21 protein-coding genes are annotated in these 20,466 nt (G+C 36.2%); 5 read left to right on the top strand and 16 right to left on the bottom strand.

Going from position 1 to position 20,466, the window contains the following annotated elements; genetic code table 11:
• Window positions 1-34: 34 nt before the first annotated feature.
• Window positions 35-1,666, top strand: coding sequence for a M1 family metallopeptidase (locus L1967_RS03855; protein ID WP_249600407.1), 1,632 nt, complete (start codon window positions 35-37; stop codon window positions 1,664-1,666).
• 66 nt (window positions 1,667-1,732) lie between these two features.
• On the opposite strand, the gene L1967_RS03850 is transcribed toward L1967_RS03855, so the two are convergent.
• The 10 genes from L1967_RS03850 to holA form a co-directional block, all read right to left on the bottom strand.
• Window positions 1,733-1,930: a PLD nuclease N-terminal domain-containing protein gene (locus L1967_RS03850; protein ID WP_249600406.1), complete on the bottom strand. Its 198-nt coding sequence runs from the start codon at window positions 1,928-1,930 to the stop codon at window positions 1,733-1,735.
• Between the two features lie 92 nt (window positions 1,931-2,022).
• Entirely contained in the window at window positions 2,023-2,223 is a 201-nt protein-coding gene (locus L1967_RS03845; RefSeq protein WP_249600405.1) for a helix-turn-helix transcriptional regulator, read from the bottom strand.
• A complete protein-coding gene (locus L1967_RS03840; protein WP_249600404.1) occupies window positions 2,223-2,618 on the bottom strand; it encodes a hypothetical protein in 396 nt (131 codons plus the stop codon). The genes L1967_RS03845 and L1967_RS03840 overlap by 1 nt, the downstream gene beginning before the upstream one ends.
• 220 nt (window positions 2,619-2,838) lie before the next feature.
• Complete coding sequence (locus L1967_RS03835; RefSeq protein WP_249600403.1) at window positions 2,839-3,936, bottom strand: AMP-binding protein; 1,098 nt, start codon at window positions 3,934-3,936, stop codon at window positions 2,839-2,841.
• Between the two features lie 78 nt (window positions 3,937-4,014).
• Entirely contained in the window at window positions 4,015-5,001 is a 987-nt protein-coding gene (locus tag L1967_RS03830) for a CPBP family intramembrane glutamic endopeptidase (protein WP_249600402.1), read from the bottom strand.
• 8 nt (window positions 5,002-5,009) lie between these two features.
• Window positions 5,010-6,044 carry an o-succinylbenzoate synthase gene (locus L1967_RS03825; RefSeq protein ID WP_249600401.1) on the bottom strand — a complete coding sequence of 345 codons (1,035 nt, stop codon included), beginning with the start codon at window positions 6,042-6,044 and terminating at the stop codon, window positions 5,010-5,012.
• An 89-nt stretch (window positions 6,045-6,133) separates the two neighbouring features.
• Window positions 6,134-6,487, bottom strand: a complete 354-nt coding sequence (locus tag L1967_RS03820) for a four helix bundle protein (RefSeq protein WP_249600400.1) — start codon at window positions 6,485-6,487, stop codon at window positions 6,134-6,136.
• Between the two features lie 66 nt (window positions 6,488-6,553).
• Complete coding sequence (locus L1967_RS03815; protein WP_249600399.1) at window positions 6,554-7,234, bottom strand: metal-dependent hydrolase; 681 nt, start codon at window positions 7,232-7,234, stop codon at window positions 6,554-6,556.
• An 87-nt stretch (window positions 7,235-7,321) separates the two neighbouring features.
• Window positions 7,322-8,224 (bottom strand): 1,4-dihydroxy-2-naphthoate octaprenyltransferase, encoded by a 903-nt coding sequence (menA, locus tag L1967_RS03810; protein WP_249600398.1) that lies wholly within the window; start codon window positions 8,222-8,224, stop codon window positions 7,322-7,324.
• On the bottom strand, window positions 8,225-9,229 hold the full coding sequence (holA, locus tag L1967_RS03805; protein WP_249600397.1) for a DNA polymerase III subunit delta: 1,005 nt from the start codon (window positions 9,227-9,229) through the stop codon (window positions 8,225-8,227). It abuts the gene before it with no gap.
• Between the two features lie 83 nt (window positions 9,230-9,312).
• On the opposite strand from holA, the gene L1967_RS03800 reads away from it, so the two are divergent.
• The 3 genes from L1967_RS03800 (at window position 9,313) to L1967_RS03790 (ending at window position 11,697) form a co-directional block, all read left to right on the top strand.
• A complete protein-coding gene (locus L1967_RS03800; protein ID WP_249600530.1) occupies window positions 9,313-9,762 on the top strand; it encodes a type I restriction enzyme HsdR N-terminal domain-containing protein in 450 nt (149 codons plus the stop codon).
• Window positions 9,763-10,758 (top strand): glycosyltransferase family 2 protein, encoded by a 996-nt coding sequence (locus L1967_RS03795; protein WP_249600396.1) that lies wholly within the window; start codon window positions 9,763-9,765, stop codon window positions 10,756-10,758.
• A 93-nt stretch (window positions 10,759-10,851) separates the two neighbouring features.
• A complete protein-coding gene (locus L1967_RS03790) occupies window positions 10,852-11,697 on the top strand; it encodes an OmpA family protein (protein WP_249600395.1) in 846 nt (281 codons plus the stop codon).
• A 157-nt stretch (window positions 11,698-11,854) separates the two neighbouring features.
• Here L1967_RS03790 and L1967_RS03785 read toward each other — a convergent pair whose 3' ends face one another.
• The 3 genes from L1967_RS03785 to L1967_RS03775 form a co-directional block, all read right to left on the bottom strand.
• A complete protein-coding gene (locus L1967_RS03785; protein WP_249600394.1) occupies window positions 11,855-12,475 on the bottom strand; it encodes an L-threonylcarbamoyladenylate synthase in 621 nt (206 codons plus the stop codon).
• Window positions 12,476-12,477: 2 nt separating this feature from the next.
• Entirely contained in the window at window positions 12,478-12,690 is a 213-nt protein-coding gene (locus L1967_RS03780; protein ID WP_249600393.1) for a hypervirulence associated TUDOR domain-containing protein, read from the bottom strand.
• 119 nt (window positions 12,691-12,809) lie between these two features.
• Window positions 12,810-15,134 (bottom strand): ATP-dependent helicase, encoded by a 2,325-nt coding sequence (locus L1967_RS03775; RefSeq protein ID WP_249600392.1) that lies wholly within the window; start codon window positions 15,132-15,134, stop codon window positions 12,810-12,812.
• Between the two features lie 171 nt (window positions 15,135-15,305).
• Between L1967_RS03775 and L1967_RS03770 the strand changes: the two genes are divergently transcribed.
• Window positions 15,306-15,878: a DUF7935 family protein gene (locus L1967_RS03770; RefSeq protein WP_338063511.1), complete on the top strand. Its 573-nt coding sequence runs from the start codon at window positions 15,306-15,308 to the stop codon at window positions 15,876-15,878.
• A gap of 474 nt (window positions 15,879-16,352) precedes the next feature.
• Here L1967_RS03770 and L1967_RS03765 read toward each other — a convergent pair whose 3' ends face one another.
• The 3 genes from L1967_RS03765 to L1967_RS03755 are packed head-to-tail and all read right to left on the bottom strand — an operon-like array spanning window position 16,353 to window position 20,305.
• On the bottom strand, window positions 16,353-17,273 hold the full coding sequence (locus L1967_RS03765; protein ID WP_249600391.1) for a patatin-like phospholipase family protein: 921 nt from the start codon (window positions 17,271-17,273) through the stop codon (window positions 16,353-16,355).
• Entirely contained in the window at window positions 17,273-18,175 is a 903-nt protein-coding gene (locus L1967_RS03760) for a patatin-like phospholipase family protein (RefSeq protein WP_249600390.1), read from the bottom strand. The genes L1967_RS03765 and L1967_RS03760 overlap by 1 nt, the downstream gene beginning before the upstream one ends.
• A gap of 12 nt (window positions 18,176-18,187) precedes the next feature.
• Complete coding sequence (locus tag L1967_RS03755; protein ID WP_249600389.1) at window positions 18,188-20,305, bottom strand: M1 family metallopeptidase; 2,118 nt, start codon at window positions 20,303-20,305, stop codon at window positions 18,188-18,190.
• Window positions 20,306-20,466: the final 161 nt, after the last annotated feature.

The raw sequence follows: 20,466 nt of genomic DNA, 5'->3' as shown, positions 1-20,466 counted from the left end.
TCACAAACCACATTGTTTAATTTAATCATCTGGAATGAAAAAAGTTCTTTCTACATTTTTATTTTCAATGCTTGCTTTTGCAGCTTCCTCACAAGTGCTAAGCGACAAAGAAAAATATACAGAAGCTGATACCCTTCGTGGCTCATTAAGAGCTGAACGGGCTTACGACGCTTTAAAATATCACCTAAAACTAAAGGTAGATCCCGCAGAAAAATTTATTGGCGGTAGCAATATCATTACTTTTAAAACCGAACAGAAATTACCGGTAATGCAAATCGACCTATTCGAAAATATGGATATAGATTCGATTGTTTTTCATGGTAAAAACCTAAAATACAACCGAAAATACAATGCTGTTTTTGTTGAGTTTGAAGAGGCTTTAGCGGAAAACACCACTGATTCTTTAGAATTTTTCTACTCCGGTCATCCAACCGTAGCCAAAAACGCACCCTGGGATGGTGGATTTGTATGGACACGCGACGAACAGGGAAATCCCTGGGTTGGTGTGGCCGTACAGGGAACCGGTGCGAGCCTTTGGTACCCTAACAAAGATCACCAAAGCGACGAGCCAGAAAGTGTGCAATTGGATATTGCAGTGCCAAACGGATTAATGAATGTGTCTAATGGCAGGATGATAGGCAAAAAAGATCTGGGCAACGGTTATACTGAATGGAGCTGGAAAACAGTAAATCCCATTAATAATTACGATGTCATGATTAACATCGCTAACTATGAACATTTTTCAGATCAGTTTCAGGATCTAACACTAGATTACTATGTACTTCCTTACAATCTTGAAAAAGCTAAAAAACAATTTGAAGAAGTAAAAGATATGATGGCCTGCTTTTACGATAAAATGGGCCCTTACCCATTTGTAGAAGATGGTTATAAATTGGTAGAAACGCCATATTTGGGAATGGAGCATCAAAGTGCAGTTGCCTACGGAAATAAATATATGAAAGGTTATTTAGGCAGAGATCTTTCTGGGACGGGCATCGGACTAAAATGGGATTATATTATTATTCACGAATCCGGGCACGAATGGTATGGCAATAGTATTACCGCCAAAGATATCGCCGATATGTGGATTCACGAAGGCTTCACCACCTATACCGAGGCTATTTATACCGAATGCGGCTGGGGAAAAGAAGCAGCCTTAAAATACATAAAAGGGCAACGTGCTAATATTCAAAATAGAGCAACCATTATTGGTGATTATGGTGTAAATGCTGAAGGCTCTGGAGATATGTACTTTAAAGGATCTAATTTGCTAAATACCATTAGAAGCATTTATGATAATGATAAACTTTGGTGGGATACTTTTAGGGATTACACAGCGACTTATAAACATAAGATCATCGATACCAAAACCGTAGAAGATTTCTTCAACGAACCTATAGAAACCGATTTAAAGCCGGTATTCGATCAATATTTAAGACATACCAGAATTCCAGAATTACAATTCAAAAAAAGTGGTAAAACTTATGCGTACCGCTGGAGAGCAGATGTTGAAGATTTTAATATGCCGGTAGATGTATTTATTAATGGTAAGGAGACCCGTTTAAAGCCTACTTTAAAATGGAAAAAACTAGACAAGAGAGTTTCTGATAAAGATTCGATAAAACTTAACGATCTTGAATTTTACGTGAATACGAGTTTTAAATAACCCACTCTATTATAAAAACGGAAGACTAAAGGTTGAAATTAGATAATTTCAGCCTTTATTTTTTATTTAGCTTAACTTCTGTTTTCTCCCCATTATAAAATAAAGAATCGTCCCAAAAAAGTTCAAGAAAACAACCACAAGCAACCAAACGATCTTATCATTCCCTTTAAAATCATTTCTTACAATATCAATTATCGCCAAAAGGGGAAACAAAAATCCAAACAAAAAAGCGATTAAAACGAAAATGATTTGAAAGGAACCCATGGAAAGTATATGATATAGTTAAGTTTGCTTAATTCTATAAAACTAACGCTTTTCCTCTAAAATAAAACAATCTTTAGTAAAAAATAAATACACTAATCTGTATTTTCTAATTGAAAAATATCATTCACCGAACAATTAAAAATTTTAGAGAGTTTTAAAGCCAGGATGGTAGAAGGAGCATATCTATTTTTCTCCATAGAATTTACAGTTTGTCTGGAAACCCCAAGTAATTTTGCCAGATCCTCCTGAGTCATATCTTTTTTGGCACGTTCAACTTTGATTGTATTCTTCATTAATTGAACTTTTTCATAAAGTAGAAAACAACAAAATACCATAGAAACATGGTAAAAAGTAACTGGTAAGCATGGATATCGATTTCAAAACTTCCGTGAAACAAAATATTTACGAACGGACTAACAATTATAAAAAGAACTCCATATAAGAAAGTAGCAGCAAAAGCAACCAATCTTAACTTCATACTACGCTCATCTTCTATCTTTTCTTTTGAAATGGCTAATATCAGGAAAGCGATCAGTACCAGATTAAATAAAACATTCTTTATAATCGCTTTTTCTACGGAAATAATTTCTGTAAAAGCGCCAATAAAGACCAAAATAGAAATAGCGAGTAATGCATATCCCACTATTTTAAATTTATACGGAAGTAATTTGAGATCTTTATTTTCCATTTGTAAAAAAATTAAGTCTAAATGACAAAAATACTTTACATTTCTAAATAATCAAAAAACTTAAGATGAAATTTAGAATTTCCGAAATAAACTACATCGGGAAAAGCCCACGAAGCATTCGATAGGGACAAAATTTCAATTCCGAGGCACCCCGATAGCTATCGGGACGGGGTATTAAAGCCTTTGGCGGTGGCCTTTCAATTATCATTTTTTGCTTAGCTTAGCCTACCCTACTTTTTAATGTATTATCGCGATGAATTTTCCCGCTAGAAGTTTCTTCAAATTTTTCAACAAAATAGATCTTTTTAGGACGTTCAAATTTCTCTAAAGATTTAAGGTTTGCTATATTCGTTTTCATTTCTTCTAAACCTTCTTCAGAAAAAGCAGCTTCAATAAAAAGTACCAGCTTATTCCCCAAAGCATCATCTGGAATTGAGGTGATAAAAAATCGGGAATCGATTATTTTACCCAGTTTTTTTTCAATTTCTTCCGGATGTAATTTTATACCCCCGCTATTGATCACATTATCAATTCGGCCTTTCCAATTAAATTTTTTATAGGTAACAATGTCTACAACATCGTTGGTAACGATCACCTCATCTGAAAGATTTGGCGCTTTAATCACCAGACAACCGCGTTCATCTTTGCTAATATTGATATTGGGAAGCACCTTAAATGGTCTGGATTGCTTCTTTTTCTTGGTAGGATTAATCCGTCTGGCGGCAATATGAGTTATAGTTTCGGTCATACCGTAGGTTTCATAGACCTTCGTATTGATCTCTTTCACCATTTTCTGAAGCCTAAGGGACATCGCCCCGCCACCAACAATTAGCTTTTTTACCAGATGTAACCGCGCAACCGAATTATCCAATTGAAAAGGCGTCATGGCACAAAAATCATAAATCTTAAATACCTGATCTAAAGGTGTTGCAGAAGGCGGCACCAGATCGAGCTGCCAACCACAAACGATAGCCCTAATAATCATCATCTTACCGGCAATATAAGTTGCAGGAAGACAAAGCAAAGCTTTAGTATCTTCTGGAAGATCAAAATACTTGGCAGTGGCTAAAGCCGAATTCACCATGTATTCTTTTTTAAGCCGAATGGTTTTAGGTTTCCCTGTAGATCCTGAAGTTTTTACTTCCACGTATTCCTGTGGTTTTAACCAATCCAGGATAAAGTTCCCTACTTCCTCTTCAAAAGCTTCGCCTTCTTTTATAAAATGAAATGCGTGCTGTCGCAGTTCAGCGTTACTGAAGTGTTGCTTATTCAGTTTAAAATGAGGATGCGTCTCCGGAACCTTATAGTAGTCTGCCATATTGCTTACCAAATATGTTTGAAATCTGACTAATCCAAGTTATCAAATTGCTATTATAAGTTTAAAAATAGCTAATTTTTAGTAATCTTCCTTAATTTCTGATAAATCTTCAATATCATTCCCTCTATAAGTTTGATTAACCACTGGTCGTTCTACTTTCCCGAATAGTCGATTTCCCCAATTTTTCCAATGATATTTCTTAGCATAGATTAAAAGAATTAAAGGATATATTACCAAAACACTTACCCAAACATCCCAACCGGCAACGGGACTGGAAACATCACGTAAAATAGATTCTGTATTAAAGGCCGTCCAATAGGCTGTAACTAGCAAAGCAGCAACAAGATTATTGGCTGCATGAAATCCTAAAGGCAATTCTAGGCCTTCGTCCATCAGTGTCATGATCCCCAGCATAAAGCCAGTACCAATGTAACTTACCATCACGAGATCTCCCATTTGAGTCACTTCAGGATTCCAATAGTGTAAACCTCCAAAAACGACCGAAGTAATTACTAAAGGAATCCAGCGATAACCGGTTTTAATCCCTATGCCCTGCATTAAATACCCTCTAAAAAAATATTCTTCGAAACTGGTTTGTAAAGGTACCATCACAATGGCGATTGCTGTTAAGATTAAGAAAGGGATAAGATTAAAATTAAGTACATAATTCTCTGGACTGATAAAGAAAAAATCAACGAGAATTAAAGTAACATTTAAAATCACGATCAATCCGAACGAAAACCAAAAACGACTCCAATCGATCTTTTTCCGGCTCGTGGTTAATTGAGTTAAAGACTGCCGATGTAAATTTTTAACCAGAAAAAGCAAAGCACCCAAAGCAATGGCAAAACTTAACAAGAGGAAGAAAAAAGTGAGATTACTATTTAAAGCACTCATCATGGTAGCTTCATCCATTGCGCTAAAATCTCCAGTTATACCAATTTTAAAAATAACGGCTATTGCTAATGGAAGTTGCCCTGCAAACATCGCTACTATCGTAACAATTGTTCCTAAAATATACCGCCAAACATTATTCTTGCTTTTAAAAGCCTGTTCTATATACATTTATGTATTTAAAAATTAAAGTCCCAATTTAAGATGGGATTATATCTAATTTGTCCGTTTTTAACCTCTAAAGGACTCTCAATATTATTGGTGTACAAACTTCCTGTTCCTAATCCCTGCGGCATTGTTACGCCCTTTTTATAAGTAAATTGCGAAATGGCATTTAAGCCAATATTACTTTCTAAAGCGCTTGTATTCCACCATCCAATATTATTATTTTCGGCCAGATCGATCCATTGTTGAGTTCCTTTAAACCCTCCAATGAGGCTGGGCTTAAATATCAAATATTGCGGTTGTATGGTTTGTACAAGTTTTCTCTTTTTCGTTACATCAAAAACACCTATCAGCTCTTCATCCAGCGCAATAGGAAGCGGAGTTTCAGCACAAAGTCTTGCCATTTCTTCCCAATTGCCCTGCTTTATGGGCTGCTCGATACTGTGAAGCTCTAATTCACTTAAACGCTTCAGTTTTTCTAATGCATTTTTTGGATCGAATGCGCCATTGGCGTCAACGCGGAGTTCTATTTCTTCTGCGGAATATTGTGACCGGATATACTTCAGCAATTCAATTTCAGTATCAAAATCTATGGCTCCGATCTTCATTTTAATGCAGTTGAAACCCGACTTCAATTTATCTGCAATTTGAGATTTCATAAAGTCCTTTTCACCCATCCAGATGAGTCCGTTTATCGCTATAGCGTCCTCTCCTTTGGTAAATGCTGAAGGAAATAATTCAAATTCATTTTCATTTTTGAAAGACTGAAAAGCCATTTCGATCCCAAACTGAATACTTGGAAATTCTATCAATTGCTCCCAAAGCTCATCTTTACCTAAATGAATATTTTCACAAGCCCATTTTAGCCTTGCTTCATAATCTGGCCTGTCGTCGATACTTAATCCTCGTAAGATTCCGCATTCCCCGTAACCAAAATTATCAACACTCTCTATTTTGATAAACCAGGTTTCTTTCACAGTAAGAACGCCCCGCGAAGTTCCGCTGGGGCGTTTAAAATTTAAAATATGCTTTTTATAAGTTGCTTGCAACTGCGTTGTCTTTAGTCTGTTAGTATTTTAGATTTTTAGTAAACTAGAATGCAATTCTTGTTATAATTTTGAATAAATTCAATGTCGGATTATGAACTTAATGTGGTTCTAAGTTTTGAAGTCATTTTTATAATCTCATCCAATTTACTCGAAAGTTCTTCAAAAGTATTCAAATCTAAAAAATTAAGATCATTTGCAATGATTAATTGCGTTTCCAATTCGTAACATGAACCTAGCGCAATCTCTAAAAATCTTGAAAAATCCCTTTTGGATTTTCTTGAGGCTCCTTCAGCAATATTAGAAGGAATTGAGATGACTGCTCTTCTCATTTGCGAGGTTATTCCGTAACGCTCATCCTCTGGAAAATGTTTAGTTGCTAAATAAACTGACTTACAAAATAATCGGCTTTGCTGCCAAACTCGTAAGTCTTTAAATTTATGCATCTCTAAAAATCTAACATTTTAATCTACTAATAATCCAAGATTCCAATAATCTAATATTCTCTAAAATTAAACACTTAATTTTTCACCAATATCCAATAAGATCAACTCTTTACCTTTATCGGTAAATTTCTTTTTAGCTTCAGCATGATCTATTTCGATATATCCAAAAGTATCGTAGTGACAACCTAAAATTCGGTCACATTCAATAAAATCACTTGCGATTACCGCCTCGTCTGGTCCCATGGTAAAATTATCTCCAATTGGTAATACCGCTAAATCCAGTTTGGTAAATAACGGAATTAACTTCATATCCATACTTAAAGCCGTATCTCCGGCGATATAAAGATTTTTTCCTCCTGACTGAATAACAAACCCACCGGGTAATCCACCAGAAGCACCATCAGGGAACGTACTACTATGCCAGGCCTGTACATACTTTACTTTTCCAAAATCAAATTGCCAGCTCCCCCCGTGATTCATTGGGTGTACCGTAAAACCTTTATCTTCGTAATAGGCAGCAATTTCAGCATTACTTACAATAACCGCATCTGTATTTTTAGCTACTGTTTCTACATCTAAAACGTGATCCTGATGCGCGTGTGTTACTAAAATATAATCTGCTTTTATTTCTTTTAAATTGATTTTATCCTTTGCCTTTTCATTTCCTGAAATAAAAGGATCGACCAGAATATTAATATCTCCTATAGTGAGGCCAAGACAATTTTGACCATAAAATGTAAGTTCCATAACAATTTTATTTGATTTGCACCTAAAATACTAATTGATGGCTGGAGAATTAGAATTTAGAATTCTATAATTTTGTTAAACTTAGGCTTACAAAATCTGTCCAAATCCAAACAACAAAGACATGGCAAATGTTGATAGTGCAAGTACTTTAAGCTCTGGATCGAGCAGCGCCGGAGATTCATTTTGCATGACTCTTTTTAGATGAAGTACAAGCGGAATAAATGCGATATAAAAAATAATATCGTCCCATCCTTCAAAAATCAGTGCTGAATATACCGTCATAAGAAAAATGGCACCTATGATTAAAAAATAGTGGTAGGTCTTGGCTCCTTTCTCTCCCAATTTTACGGCTAAAGTAATTTTTCCCGATTTTTCATCAGGAACCCTATCGCGCATATTGTTAAGGTTAAGCACTCCTGCACTTAAAAGTCCAATAGCTGCGGCCGGCATAAGCACCGTCCAATCAAAATCATTTACATAAAGAAAGAAAGATCCAAAAACCGCTACAATTCCAAAGAAAATAAATACAAAAATATCCCCTAAACCGCGATAGCCATACGCGGAGTTTCCCACCGTATATTTTATGGCCGCAACAATAGAAGCCACTCCTAAACCAATAAAAACCAGGCTATACAAAAAATCCTCACTACCAAAAGAAGCATAAATTAAACAGATAGCCAGGATAAAAGTGATGATAGAAGTAAGGATAATTCCGTTTTTCATTTCAGAATGCGATATCAATCCACTTTGTATAGCTCGTTGTGGACCAATACGTTCGTCGTTATCTGTTCCCTTTACGCCGTCACCATAATCGTTTGCAAAATTCGACAATACCTGAAGTCCCAGTGTCGTGGCAAGTGCCAGCGAGAAAATCCCCAGACTAAAATAGCCTTGTTGGGCTGCAATGGTGCTCCCCACTAAAATCCCTGAAATGGATAAAGGTAAGGTTCGTAATCGGGCAGCATTTACCCAGGAATTAATTTTTTTCATTTAACGCATTATTTTAACCAACACTTCTTTTAAAAGATCCCCTGAAGATAAATTTACTGCACCCACTCCTTTACTTTTAACATCGGCTTCCTGCAAAACATGTATCGCATAACTGACTTTTTTCATAGGATAATTTCTTGCGGCCACCGTATAATCGTTCACAAAATAAGGATTCACTTTAAGCTGTTTGGCAACGTTCATTTTAGATTTATCGGGCAAACCATGGTATTGTAGCAATTGCGAAAAATAAGAGAATAAAAGTGATATGGTAACGACAAGCGGATTATCTTTTGGGTTTTGCGAAAAATAATTGATAATGCGATGGGCCTTTACCTCATCTTTTAAACCTACCGCTTTACGCAACTCAAAATTATTGAAATCTTTACTAATCCCTATATTCTGCTCAATAAGCTCTGGAGTAACATCGGTTCCTTTTTCACAGACCAATTGAAGTTTTTGCAACTCATTATCGATTTTGCCCAAATCTGTCCCTAAAAATTCAACCAGCATTTGCGAGGCTTTTGGAGAAATCCCCAGTGATCTGGATTTCAAATTACGAACAATCCAATCTGACACCTGATTTTCGTAAAGTTTTTTACTATCCAGGATTACCCCGCTTTTCTTGATGGTTTTATACACCTTTTTACGCTTATCCAGCGTTTTATGTTTATAGCAAAGCACCAAAACCGTTGTGGGCTGTGGATTTTCGGCATAATCACTCAATTTATCTATGGTTCGAGAAAGATCCTGAGCTTCTTTTACGATCACCACCTGCCGCTCGGCCATCATAGGATAACGCTTGGCATTTCCCACAATCTCATCGACATTGGTATCGCGGCCGTACATAATGATCTGGTTGAATCCTTTTTCGTCTTCACGCAATAAATTGTCCTCGATATAATCGGCAACTTTATCCACAAAATAAGGTTCTTCTCCCATTAAAAGATAAATAGGAGCAATTTTGCCATTTTTAATATCGGTCACAATTTGTTTTGCGTCGTCCATGCAGAAAAAGAATCGTTTAGGCTGAAATTAGTTTTACCTTTAAAGGCTTTTAGATGTTGTATTCTTTAGTATTTTTGGGGCCTATGATCGACCTTAATTTTCCAAAATATAATTTCAGGTTCAAAAATAGTCAAAATAAAATAGCTGTTTTCGACGAACTACGGAAAAAATTTATCATTCTTACTCCTGAAGAATGGGTACGCCAACATTGCACCCAATTCCTTATGAAGGAGAAAGAATTTCCAAAAAGTCTTATTAATGTTGAAAAACAACTGAAACTAGGCAAATTAACCAAACGTTACGATGTTGTGGTTTATAATCGTGATGGTAGTATTCATCTAATTGTAGAATGTAAAGCGCCCCATATAAAAATCACCCAAAATGTGTTCGATCAAATCGCACAGTATAACATGACCCTGGATGCAGAGTTTTTAATGGTGACCAATGGTTTATCCCATTATTACTGCAAAATGAATTACGAAGAAGGACAATACGAGTTTCTAAAGGAAATCCCAGCGTATAAATCGATATAAATGAAAGTAGCAATTGTGATCTTAAATTGGAACGGGAAAGCTTTGTTAGAACAATTTTTACCCTCGGTTACCCAATTTTCTACAGAAGCGAATATTTATGTTGCCGATAATGCTTCAGGTGATTATTCTATAGGTTTTCTTCAAAAAAATTATCCTGAAGTAAAGATTATTCAGAATAAAGAAAATGGGGGATACGCAAAAGGTTATAACGATGCCCTAAAACAACTTTCAGAAGAAATATTAATCCTTTTAAATAGTGATATTGAAGTCACCAAAAACTGGTTGCATCCCATAGTAGAAGTTTTTAGCAAGGATTCTAAAACTGCTGCGGTACAACCTAAAATATTGGATCATAAAAACAAATCGTATTTTGAATATGCCGGTGCTGCCGGTGGATTTATTGACAAATATGGTTTCCCCTACTGTCGTGGAAGGATTTTTGAAACGATTGAAGAAGATAAAGGCCAATATAATGACGAAACTGAGATCTTTTGGGCCAGTGGCGCTTGTTTAGCAGTAAGAAATGCTGTCTTTAAAGAAGTTAGAGGTTTTGATGAAGATTTTTTTGCCCACCAGGAAGAAATAGATCTATGCTGGCGAATAAAAAATCTTGGCTATACGATAAAATACACCGGAAAATCCTGCGTTTATCACGTTGGAGGGGCCACTTTAGATAAAATGAACCCTAAAAAGACCTTTTATAATTTTAGAAATAGTCTTTTTATGCTAGTAAAGAACCTTCCTAAAGAAAAAATGCGTAAAATTGTGTTTCAGAGAATGGTTTTAGATGGTATTGCCGGACTTAAATTCCTTTTTCAGGGAGATTTTAGACATTTTTTGGCGGTATTAAAAGCACACTCCAATTTTTACGGTAGTTTTTCTAAAATGAATAAAAAAAGGATTGAAAAATCATCTAAAATTAAATACTATAATATAAAGTCTATCGTTTTTGAATATTTTGCATTAAAAAAAACGACTTATAAAAAATTAATATAAAGCCGATCTAAAGTATTGTTAATACTACTTTTAAGCTTTATATTTTTTTGATACTTTTGGAAAATCTAACATTAACAATAATTACAATAAGTTATGAAAAAAATCATGCTTTTATCGGCCACTGCGGCTATTTTGCTATCTTCATGTGTTTCTAACAAGAAATACGCTGAACTAGAAGCAAAACAAAAAGAAACTCAAGACCAGCTTAATACCGCCACTGTAAAATTAAACGCTTGTCTAGAGGATAAAAATGAAATGACTGAAAGAATTAAAGTTCTTAACAATACAAATGCTGCCTTACTAAATAACGTTGGTGATCTTGCTACACTTTCTAAGAAAGAAGCTGAAAACTTAGAGCGTTCTCTAGAAAGCATCAAAGAAAAAGATCTTGCTATTAAAAGCATGAGAGATGCGATCAACAAAAAAGACTCTGTTACTTTAGCACTTGTAACCAGCTTAAAAGGAGCGATTGGAAACATGAACGATGAGGATATCGAAATTAATGTTGAAAAAGGTGTTGTTTACGTTTCTATTTCTGATAAACTATTATTTGACAGTGGTCGTTACAATGTAACTAACCAGGCAAGAGAAGTTCTTGGAAAAGTTGCTACAGTAATTAAAAACAAACCAGACATCGAGTTTATGGTAGAAGGTCATACTGATGATAAATCGATCTCTACTTCTATGTTCCAGGATAACTGGGATCTTTCTGTAAAAAGAGCTACTTCTGTAGTTAGAATTCTTCAGGATGAGTTTGGTGTAGATCCTAAGCGTATGACAGCTGCAGGTAGATCTTACTACATGCCAGTAGCTTCTAACGAAACTGCTGAAGGTCGTGCTAAAAACAGAAGAACAAGAATCGTTGTACTTCCTAAACTAGACCAGTTCTACGGAATGATCGAAGAAGGTATGGAACAAGCTTCTAAAGCTTCAAACTAATAAGATTAACCATCTTAATATACAAAAAAGAGCCACGCGATTGCGTGGCTCTTTTGTTTCTGCCCCTATTCATCATCAAACTTCCTGCAAAAAAAATCCCCGGGTTGAACCCCGAGGATTAAATTGTTATTTATTCAAAAAAGGATAATTGCGCTTATCACATAATTACTAAACTTCCTTTACCTTCTCTAATTACTTCGGGTTGATCGGTCGTTAAATCGATTACCGTACTCGGTGTATTATCACCATAACCGCCATCGATCACGATATCAACCAGATTATCCCATTTCTCCTGAATCAGTTCAGGATCGGTAGTATATTCAATCACCTCATCTTCATCTCGTATTGATGTCGAAACTATTGGGTTTCCTAATTCCTTTACAATCGCTCTACAAATATTATTATCTGGCACTCTAATTCCCACCGTTTTCTTTTTCTTAAAAACCGTTGGTAAATTGTTATTTCCCGGCAGGATAAAAGTATAAGGTCCCGGTAAACAGCGCTTCAATATTTTAAAAGTTGAGGTATCAATTTGCTTTACATAATCAGAAAGATTACTAAGATCGTGACAAATAAAACTAAAATTGGCTTTTTCAAGTTTCACCCCTTTAATTTGAGCGATCTTTTCTAAAGCCGAATTATTGGTAATATCGCAACCTAAACCATAAACCGTATCGGTTGGGTAAATAACGAGTCCGCCACTTCGCAGGGTTTTAACCACTTTAGTAATTTCACGCGGATTCGGGTTTTCATTATAAATACGAACAATTTCTGCCATTTTTAATCAGCTTTTTCAACTTCTTTTTCTAGTTTCAGGACTTTGCTTCCGTCTTCCTGCTCGATATAAAGAGCTTTATTTCCCTGTTTTCCTTTGCGGGTAATTTCGCTGCCGTCGATAGTTTTGGTGACTTCTTCAGTATAGGTTTCAGTTACTTTACCGGTGGCGGTACCATTTCCCCATTCCCATTTTACATTACTTCCTTTTTGAATCATCTTTTTCTTTTGAAGATAAAAAGAAAGCCGCATTTTGCGGCTCTGAATAACACAAGTTTAACTCGAAAACCTTTTCAATAAAAAAGAGTTTAATGAGAAAAACTATTTAAAATAGCTTTCTAAGAAAGTAACTTCAATTTAGCGAATCTCAGCAACAGTTTTTTAATGCCTCCATTTTCAAAATGTATTTCGGCTTTTCTATCCTGGCCTACGCCTTCTATTCCTAATACTTTTCCTTTCCCAAACCGCATGTGCTCTACTTCATTTCCCACTTCCAACTGTATGGCATTAGATGCTTTAGCAGGTTCTGAAGCTGCTGGCCTTAACTTTCGCAATTTCCTAAGCTGCTCTTCAGTAGGCTTATGCGCTGGTGGTGGCGTTCCTGCTTTGGGTTTGTTTTGTCGAAGTTTGGATTTATCTACTTCGTCTCCAAAAATATCGGTATTAATAAGCGGTTTGTATTTATAATCATCCTGCGGAATCATATAATCTAAATACTTATCGTCTATTTCCTCAATAAATCGGCTTGGCTCGGCGTCTACTAATTTCCCCCATCGATATCGGCTTTGCGTATACGTTAAAAAAGCCTGTTTTTCAGCTCTGGTTACCGCAACGTAGAATAAACGTCGTTCTTCCTCCAGATCAGATCGCGTATTCATACTCATTGCCGAAGGGAACAAATCTTCTTCCATTCCCACTATATACACGTACGGAAACTCTAATCCTTTGGCCAGGTGAATCGTCATTAGCGCCACGCGGTCTTCATCTTCGGTATCCTTATCAAGGTCGGTTGCCAGCGCCACATCTTCCAAAAATTCGGCTATAGACCCATTAGCATCGGCCAGTTCTTTTTGCTCTTCCACAAAATCCTTAATACCGTTTAATAATTCTTCGATATTCTCGATTCTCGCAATACCCTCTGGAGTACCGTCTTTTTTAAGTTCCTGTACGAGTCCGGTTTTTTTGGTCACCGTATCGGCAACGGTAAAAGCATCAGCATTATTAGCCAAAATTGTAAAATGCTTAATCATATTTACAAAATTGTCCAGCTTGGTACGTGTACTTTTGGTGATTTTAAGCTCCGGTAAATGATCCAGATTTTCTAAAACTTCAAAGATCGATTTTCCATATTTATTGGCGGCGATACTCAGCCTGTCCATCGTTGTTGCTCCAATACCACGGGCAGGATAATTAATCACACGCTTTAAAGCTTCTTCATCTTTTGGATTAATTAATAATCGCAAATAGGAAAGCACATCTTTTATTTCTTTACGCTGGTAGAAAGATAATCCTCCATAAATTCGGTACGGAATGTCTTTTTTCCGCAGCGCATCTTCCATCGCCCTACTCTGCGCATTAGTCCGATATAAAATTGCAAAATCACCATTAGCCATTTGATTTTGCATCTTATTTTCAAAGATCGAACTGGCAACAAATCGGCCTTCCTCACCATCGGTCAATAATCGATTTACCACGATCTTTTGCCCATCATCATTGGCCGTCCAAACTACTTTATCAAGTTTGGTCTGGTTTTTATCGATTATCGAGTTTGCAGCGTTTACAATGTTTCCGGTAGAACGGTAATTTTGTTCCAAACGGTACATTTCCACGCCTTCGTAATCTTTCTGGAAATTCAGGATGTTATTAATATTCGCTCCACGGAACGCGTAAATACTCTGCGCATCGTCCCCAACCACACAGATATTCTGAAATTTATCAGACAATGCTTTTACGATTAAATACTGGGAGTGATTGGTATCCTGATACTCATCTACCAGAATATAACGGAAACGATTCTGATATTTCTGAAGCACTTCAGGAAAACGGTTTAAAAGCTCATTGGTTTTCAGCAATAAATCATCAAAGTCCATCGCTCCGGCTTTAAAACAACGCTGTACATATTCCTGATAAATATCGCCCATTCTCGGCTTTTTGCTCATGGCATCAGCCTCCATTAATTCTGGATTATTAAAATAGGCTTTAACGGTAATCAGGCTGTTTTTATAAGATGAAATTCGGCCATATACCTGTTTATACTTGTACACATCCTTATCCAGCTGCATATCTTTAATTATCGCTCTAATCACACTTTGCGAATCCTGCGTATCATAAATCGTAAAATTAGAAGGATACCCCAATTTATCGGCTTCAAAACGTAGAATCTTGGCAAAAACCGAGTGGAATGTTCCCATCCAAAGATTTTTGGCTTCACTCCTACCTACAATCTGGGCTATACGATGCTGCATTTCCCGCGCTGCTTTGTTGGTAAAGGTTAAAGCAAGAATATTAAAGGCATCAATCCCTTTACTCATCATGTATGCGATTCTATACGTAAGCACCCGGGTTTTACCAGAACCGGCTCCCGCAATTACGATCATAGGACCATCAATCTGCAATGTTGGTGCCCGTTGGGCATCATTTAATTCGGCTAAATAAGCTTCCAATTTCCTTCAAATTTTAAAAGGGTGAATTTAACCAAAATCAATCAATTTCTAAACCCAGCCTGTTAATACTTTTAAACAGCGAGATTTTGTAATGTTTTGTAGTAGCTGATCTCAATTTATTTAACAATAGTAGTAAGTGGAAAATATAAGAAAGGTACTTTTTGGTTAATTTTGACGTTTAACTTAGAAAAAGTACCTTTCGATTTTTTAGAACAGACCAGCATGAGCGATACCGATTTATTGCAATTACTTTATAACATCTTACCGGCATTAATTGTTGCTGGTGTAGCATTTTATTTTTTTAAAACTTTTTCTGAAAACGAAAATCGCAGACGCCGATTTTTATTACATCAGGAAAATCAGAAAACCGCGCTTCCTTTAAAATTACAGGCCTACGAAAGAATGACGTTATTTTTAGAACGAATTTCTCCCGGCAATTTACTGGTAAGGATCAAACCTGCATCTTCAGATAAGATTCAGTATTCAAACACTTTGGTTACTGCTATAGATCAGGAATTTGAACATAATTTGGCACAACAAATCTATGTCTCTAACGAGTGCTGGAATTATATAAAAACGGCTAAAAATGCGACCATATCGCTCATTAGGCAAAGTGCCGCCGATAACGCGATAGAAAATGCTGCGATGCTTCAGGAAAAAGTGCTTACTGTTTTAATGGACGAAGATGCACCCACGGTTGCTGCACTTACTTATGTTAAAAACGAAGTGAAAGAGATTGTTTAGCTTCGCTAGCTGTTGGCTTTCAACAATTAGCTAATAGCTGAAAGCTAAATTTAAAAAAGTTGTCATTTCGAGCGAGGTACGAGTCGAGAAATCTCAATTTCAAAAACAAGCTGCAAAAAGATCTCTCCGCTGCGGTCGAGATGACAGCGCCCGGTTTTATTACTTTCCCTTCTTCCGTTGAAATCTATTGATTATTTCTCGTAAATCTGCTCTTCACAAGCATAGGATAACATACATTGAGGTCATTTCGACCCTGCCTCACCGGCAGGCAGGTGAAACATAAAGAAATGGAGAGTAGAGTTCAACGTTCAAAAGTTTAAGATTTAAAGTTGTGTTTTCTTCATTATCACATCTACACATTTTCAAATTATCTTGGTTCCTGGGGCCTGTTTCTTGTTTCCAGAATCAAGACTCCCTAGTCTATTTTCTTTTCTCTCTCTTTTCTACTTTCTTACTTCTAAATTCTAACTTCCATTACACCTCAGCTTTGGTCTTTTTGGCAGTCTCTTTATCTTCTTTTACCTTTTTGGCCGCATAATCATAACCTTGCTTCCACCAGTCGGTCATTAGTTTTTTGTTGAAAACCAACGAATTTTCGGTCAGTTTTGTGGGCGTGTAAAAAATATTCAGTTTTACGTTTTTATTCAATGCTGCCAGTTTTCCTTCAATCACATCGTGATATTCTACCTGATCGAGCACAAAGCTGTACAAATTCAGCATTAAACTAAACGGATTTTTGCCCAGCACCTTGTTATATTCCATATTTTCAGCTTCTAAAATTATGGCATCCACTTCAGTTGCGCCACGTTTTATAGCTTCTCGAATAGGCACTACACATCCCAAACCTCCATCGGCATATTCAAATCCGTTTTTCTTGGCCAAACTCATAAAAGGAATATAATTACAGGAAATCCAGATCCACTCACAAAAATCGTCATAAGAAAAATCATGAATCGATTTATACTCTACCCTATTTTTGGATAGATTAGAAACGGTCACCACAACATCCCCTACTTTAGCTTGTAGGTTTTTAAAATTCTCTTCAGAAAAATTACGCCGAATATGTTTTAAGAGATTTTTACTTTCTCCAAAAGTGCGCTTCTTTTTTAAAAACTGCCAGAACATGTTAAAGTAGTTAATCGTCACATATTCCCGGCCTTCTTTCTTCTTTACGATAAAGGGATTTAAACTGAAGATTTTACGCTGATTTACATTGGTATATAGCTCGTAAACTTTTTTGATCCTACCGGCTGCAAGATGCGGAATTAAAAGACTACCGGTAGAGGTGCCCAAAAAAAGATCGTATTTCTTCTTTTCGGCCTCCATTAAATATTGGGCTACTCCTCCTGCAAATGCTCCTTTACTGCCGCCGCCCGAAATTACCAATGCTCGCATTAAACTTCGATTTGGTTTAATTCTTCACTCTTAAGTTTAGCGTAATTAAATCCGCTTTTCCACCACCGCTTCATCTTTTCTTCTTCAAAAATAAGAGAATTCGTTGTTAAAACTGTGGGTGTATAATAAAAATTAATAATTACATCTTTATTTGCCGCTGCAAACTTACCAATTCTAATATTTTGATTTTCAACCCGGTCTGTCACAAAATTAAACAAGTTGGTAATTAGTCCAAAAACATTTTTAGAAGGCATACGGTTTAAATGACTTACTTCGGTTTTTAAAATGATGGCATCAATCTCTGTAGCTCCGCGTTTTACCGCTTCTTCGATAGGAACCATCGATCCAAATCCTCCGTCGGCATACTCGCAACCATTCTTTTGCACCAAACTCATAAACGGCGTGTAATTACAAGATATCCATATCCATTCCACAAAATCCTGATAATCAAAATCTTTTATCGATTTATATTCAACATCATTTAAAGACAAATTCGAAACGGTGACTAAAATATCTTTTTCTGAAAATTTTAATTGCTGAAATTCTTCTTCGGAAAAGGTATTTAGAATGAGCTTTTTAAGATTCTTGCTTTCACCAAAGGTTTTTTTACCCTTAATAAAATTACGAATTACATTGAAGTGATTAATGCTAATATGGTCTATCCCGTGTTTATGCTTAATTAAAAACGGGCGGTTATTAAAAATGCTCGATTCGTTTACTGAGGTATAGACCTTCCTTATCTTCTCTACTTTTTGCAGTGCTAAATGAGAAATTAGCAAACTTCCGGTAGACGTTCCCACGTACAGATCGTAATCTCGTTTCTTTTCTTCAATTAAATATTGTGCCACGCCACCGCCAAAAGCTCCTTTGCTGCCACCTCCCGAAATTACCAATGCCTTCATTAAATTATAAAATTATCTAGAAAGTTGAGATTGTAAATATTCCTGTTCTTTTTTTGAAAACGAATCTGATAGATCCTGAATCTTTTTAAAATATTTATCATGCGTTAATAATTCCTTTAGTAACTGCCGGCAAAAATCCCTAAATCTATAGGTATGGTGCTGCGTTCCCTGCATTAAATCTTTTAAATTCTGATCTGAAAATGCATCGATCTGAAATAAATAGCTAAACGCGTTTTGCCGAATTTCCATAGGATATTTTGTTTGTGTATATCCCGAAAGTTCGGCATAATTGGCCTGACTATTACCAGCATCGTATTCTGGAGTTACCAAATTTAGGGTTAACCATAACATTCGAACATTCTTATCATAAAATCCCTGTACATTTTTGGTTTTGCTTAAATATTTAGCCCGATCCTCTGGGAAATTAGTCCACAAATTCATCAACGCATATTCCTTTGTTAAGTAAGAATCATCATTTAATAAATCTTCAAATTCCGATTTTAAGGACTGCGGGATTTCTTTCATACTCGATGCAATAGCCTGTCGTACAAAAACATTACCCGTAGCAAAAGCCTTTTTATACAAATCTAAGGCTTCTTGGGCTTTGGCTCCCTGTAATTGCATTACAGCTTCCTGCCCCACGTAATCGTTTACCGGAAAATCCAGTGCGCCATTTAAAATATTATATTTTGTTCCCACGCTTTGTTCCCTAACGGCAGCAACATCTAAATACTTTCTAATAAATGCCGATTTTTGCAAAGAGTTTAGCGCAGCATTTGCTTTAAAAGCCGATTGTTCCAGCCAATCTTTTTTAAATTGCACTAAATCCTGACCGCTTATGTTTTCCATTACTTCCAGAAAATCTTCTGTTGTAGCATTGCTAAAACTATATAATTTCAGGTAGTTTTTTACTCCGGCTTTAAAAGCTTCATCTCCCAGCCGTTCTCGCAAAATATGTAAAGCCCAGGCGCCTTTTTGATAAAAAGTAAGCGAACTGGCTTTGGCATTTAGTAGTGCTTCCCCTTCCCCACGATCACTCATTTTCTTTAACTGCTCGGCCGTTTCGTATAATTTCCAGTAATAGTAATCTTCTCCAAAAATCTGTTTTTCTGCTAATAACGCATAATACGTTGCAAATCCTTCCTGTAACCAGTGATGTTTGCCACTCTCCTCGGTAACCAGATCGCCAAACCACTGGTGGGCCAGTTCGTGAGTATTTACATTTACATAGTTTCGATCTTTAAAACCTATGCTATCGGTAAGCATAGCTTCAGAAAAAATTGTGGTTCCCGTATTCTCCATTCCTCCGTAAAGAAAATCTTCTACCGGAATCTGTTTATAATTTTGCCAGGGAAAATCGACCCCGATTTCTTCCACCAAAAAGTCGAATATTTTCTTCGAATATCGGTACGTAGGCTCTACCAGGTTTTCATCTTTAGGCTCATAAAATAAAGAAATAGGCACTCCGCCTGCACTTTCCAAATCTTTACTTTTATAATTTCCGGCAGCTACTGCAACCAGATAACTGCTCATAGGATCTTGCATACTAAACGACCATTGTTTGATCGAATCGTTAAGCATTGCTTCATTTTTCAATGCTCCGTTCGCAATAACCCGATAGTCTTTTTTAAAATTGATTTTTAAATTAAAAACCGCTTTCTCCCTAACATCATCAAAACTTGGTAACCAATGCGACGTGTAACGTCCCTGCCCCTGCGTCCAGACCTGTTTGCTTATTCCTTCAGAAGTTTCTTTATCCCAGTTAATAAAATACAGGGTTTGTTTTGGTGAACCAGCATACTGCAACTGAAGTGTGTTTTCTTCAGAAGGATTTAGTTTTCTTTTTATCCAGATTTTATCTTCAGCTAAATGAAAATCGGCTTTTTTTCCATTTACGTTTACTGCCCTAAAGGTCATGTCTTCAACATCAACAAAAAAGGAATCTACCGGTTTTAAAACTTCAAAAGAATAATTGACGTTACCATCGATTTTGGCTAATTCAGGATAAATACTTACCTCAGCATTTACCGTTTTAAAATCTACAAATTCAATTTGATTTTCAGGAGAGATCGATTGCGCTACCGCCAAATAGGCTTTTAAGAATATGAGGGAAAAGAATATTTTCTTCATTATAAGAGACTGTCGTTTGGTATTGCCAAATTACAAAATTTAATGCCAGAGGCTTCGTTTTACCGCTAATCTTTCAGGGGTAATTGGTAATTCTTGAAAAGAAATAGCATAAAATATGCCTGAAATAATTCTAAAATTGCGCATTTTAATATCTTCGTTTT

It is taken from the genome of Zunongwangia pacifica (genome assembly GCF_023499215.1).
Taxonomy (GTDB): Bacteria; Bacteroidota; Bacteroidia; order Flavobacteriales; family Flavobacteriaceae; genus Zunongwangia; species Zunongwangia pacifica.
This window is presented reverse-complemented; position numbering and strand designations above follow the sequence as displayed.

Coding starts and splice junctions, on each gene's coding strand:
- L1967_RS03780 (WP_249600393.1), bottom strand. CDS start 12,690: ATGATTCAAAAAGGAAGTAATGTAAAATGGGAATGGGGAAATGGTACC.
- L1967_RS03795 (WP_249600396.1), top strand. CDS start 9,763: ATGAAAGTAGCAATTGTGATCTTAAATTGGAACGGGAAAGCTTTGTTA.
- L1967_RS03855 (WP_249600407.1), top strand. CDS start 35: ATGAAAAAAGTTCTTTCTACATTTTTATTTTCAATGCTTGCTTTTGCA.
- L1967_RS03835 (WP_249600403.1), bottom strand. CDS start 3,936: ATGGCAGACTACTATAAGGTTCCGGAGACGCATCCTCATTTTAAACTG.
- L1967_RS03815 (WP_249600399.1), bottom strand. CDS start 7,234: ATGGAACTTACATTTTATGGTCAAAATTGTCTTGGCCTCACTATAGGA.
- holA (WP_249600397.1), bottom strand. CDS start 9,229: ATGGACGACGCAAAACAAATTGTGACCGATATTAAAAATGGCAAAATT.
- L1967_RS03760 (WP_249600390.1), bottom strand. CDS start 18,175: ATGAAGGCATTGGTAATTTCGGGAGGTGGCAGCAAAGGAGCTTTTGGC.
- L1967_RS03840 (WP_249600404.1), bottom strand. CDS start 2,618: ATGGAAAATAAAGATCTCAAATTACTTCCGTATAAATTTAAAATAGTG.
- L1967_RS03755 (WP_249600389.1), bottom strand. CDS start 20,305: ATGAAGAAAATATTCTTTTCCCTCATATTCTTAAAAGCCTATTTGGCG.
- L1967_RS03830 (WP_249600402.1), bottom strand. CDS start 5,001: ATGTATATAGAACAGGCTTTTAAAAGCAAGAATAATGTTTGGCGGTAT.
- L1967_RS03790 (WP_249600395.1), top strand. CDS start 10,852: ATGAAAAAAATCATGCTTTTATCGGCCACTGCGGCTATTTTGCTATCT.
- L1967_RS03800 (WP_249600530.1), top strand. CDS start 9,313: ATGATCGACCTTAATTTTCCAAAATATAATTTCAGGTTCAAAAATAGT.
- menA (WP_249600398.1), bottom strand. CDS start 8,224: ATGAAAAAAATTAATTCCTGGGTAAATGCTGCCCGATTACGAACCTTA.
- L1967_RS03820 (WP_249600400.1), bottom strand. CDS start 6,487: ATGCATAAATTTAAAGACTTACGAGTTTGGCAGCAAAGCCGATTATTT.
- L1967_RS03765 (WP_249600391.1), bottom strand. CDS start 17,273: ATGCGAGCATTGGTAATTTCGGGCGGCGGCAGTAAAGGAGCATTTGCA.
- L1967_RS03845 (WP_249600405.1), bottom strand. CDS start 2,223: ATGAAGAATACAATCAAAGTTGAACGTGCCAAAAAAGATATGACTCAG.
- L1967_RS03850 (WP_249600406.1), bottom strand. CDS start 1,930: ATGGGTTCCTTTCAAATCATTTTCGTTTTAATCGCTTTTTTGTTTGGA.
- L1967_RS03785 (WP_249600394.1), bottom strand. CDS start 12,475: ATGGCAGAAATTGTTCGTATTTATAATGAAAACCCGAATCCGCGTGAA.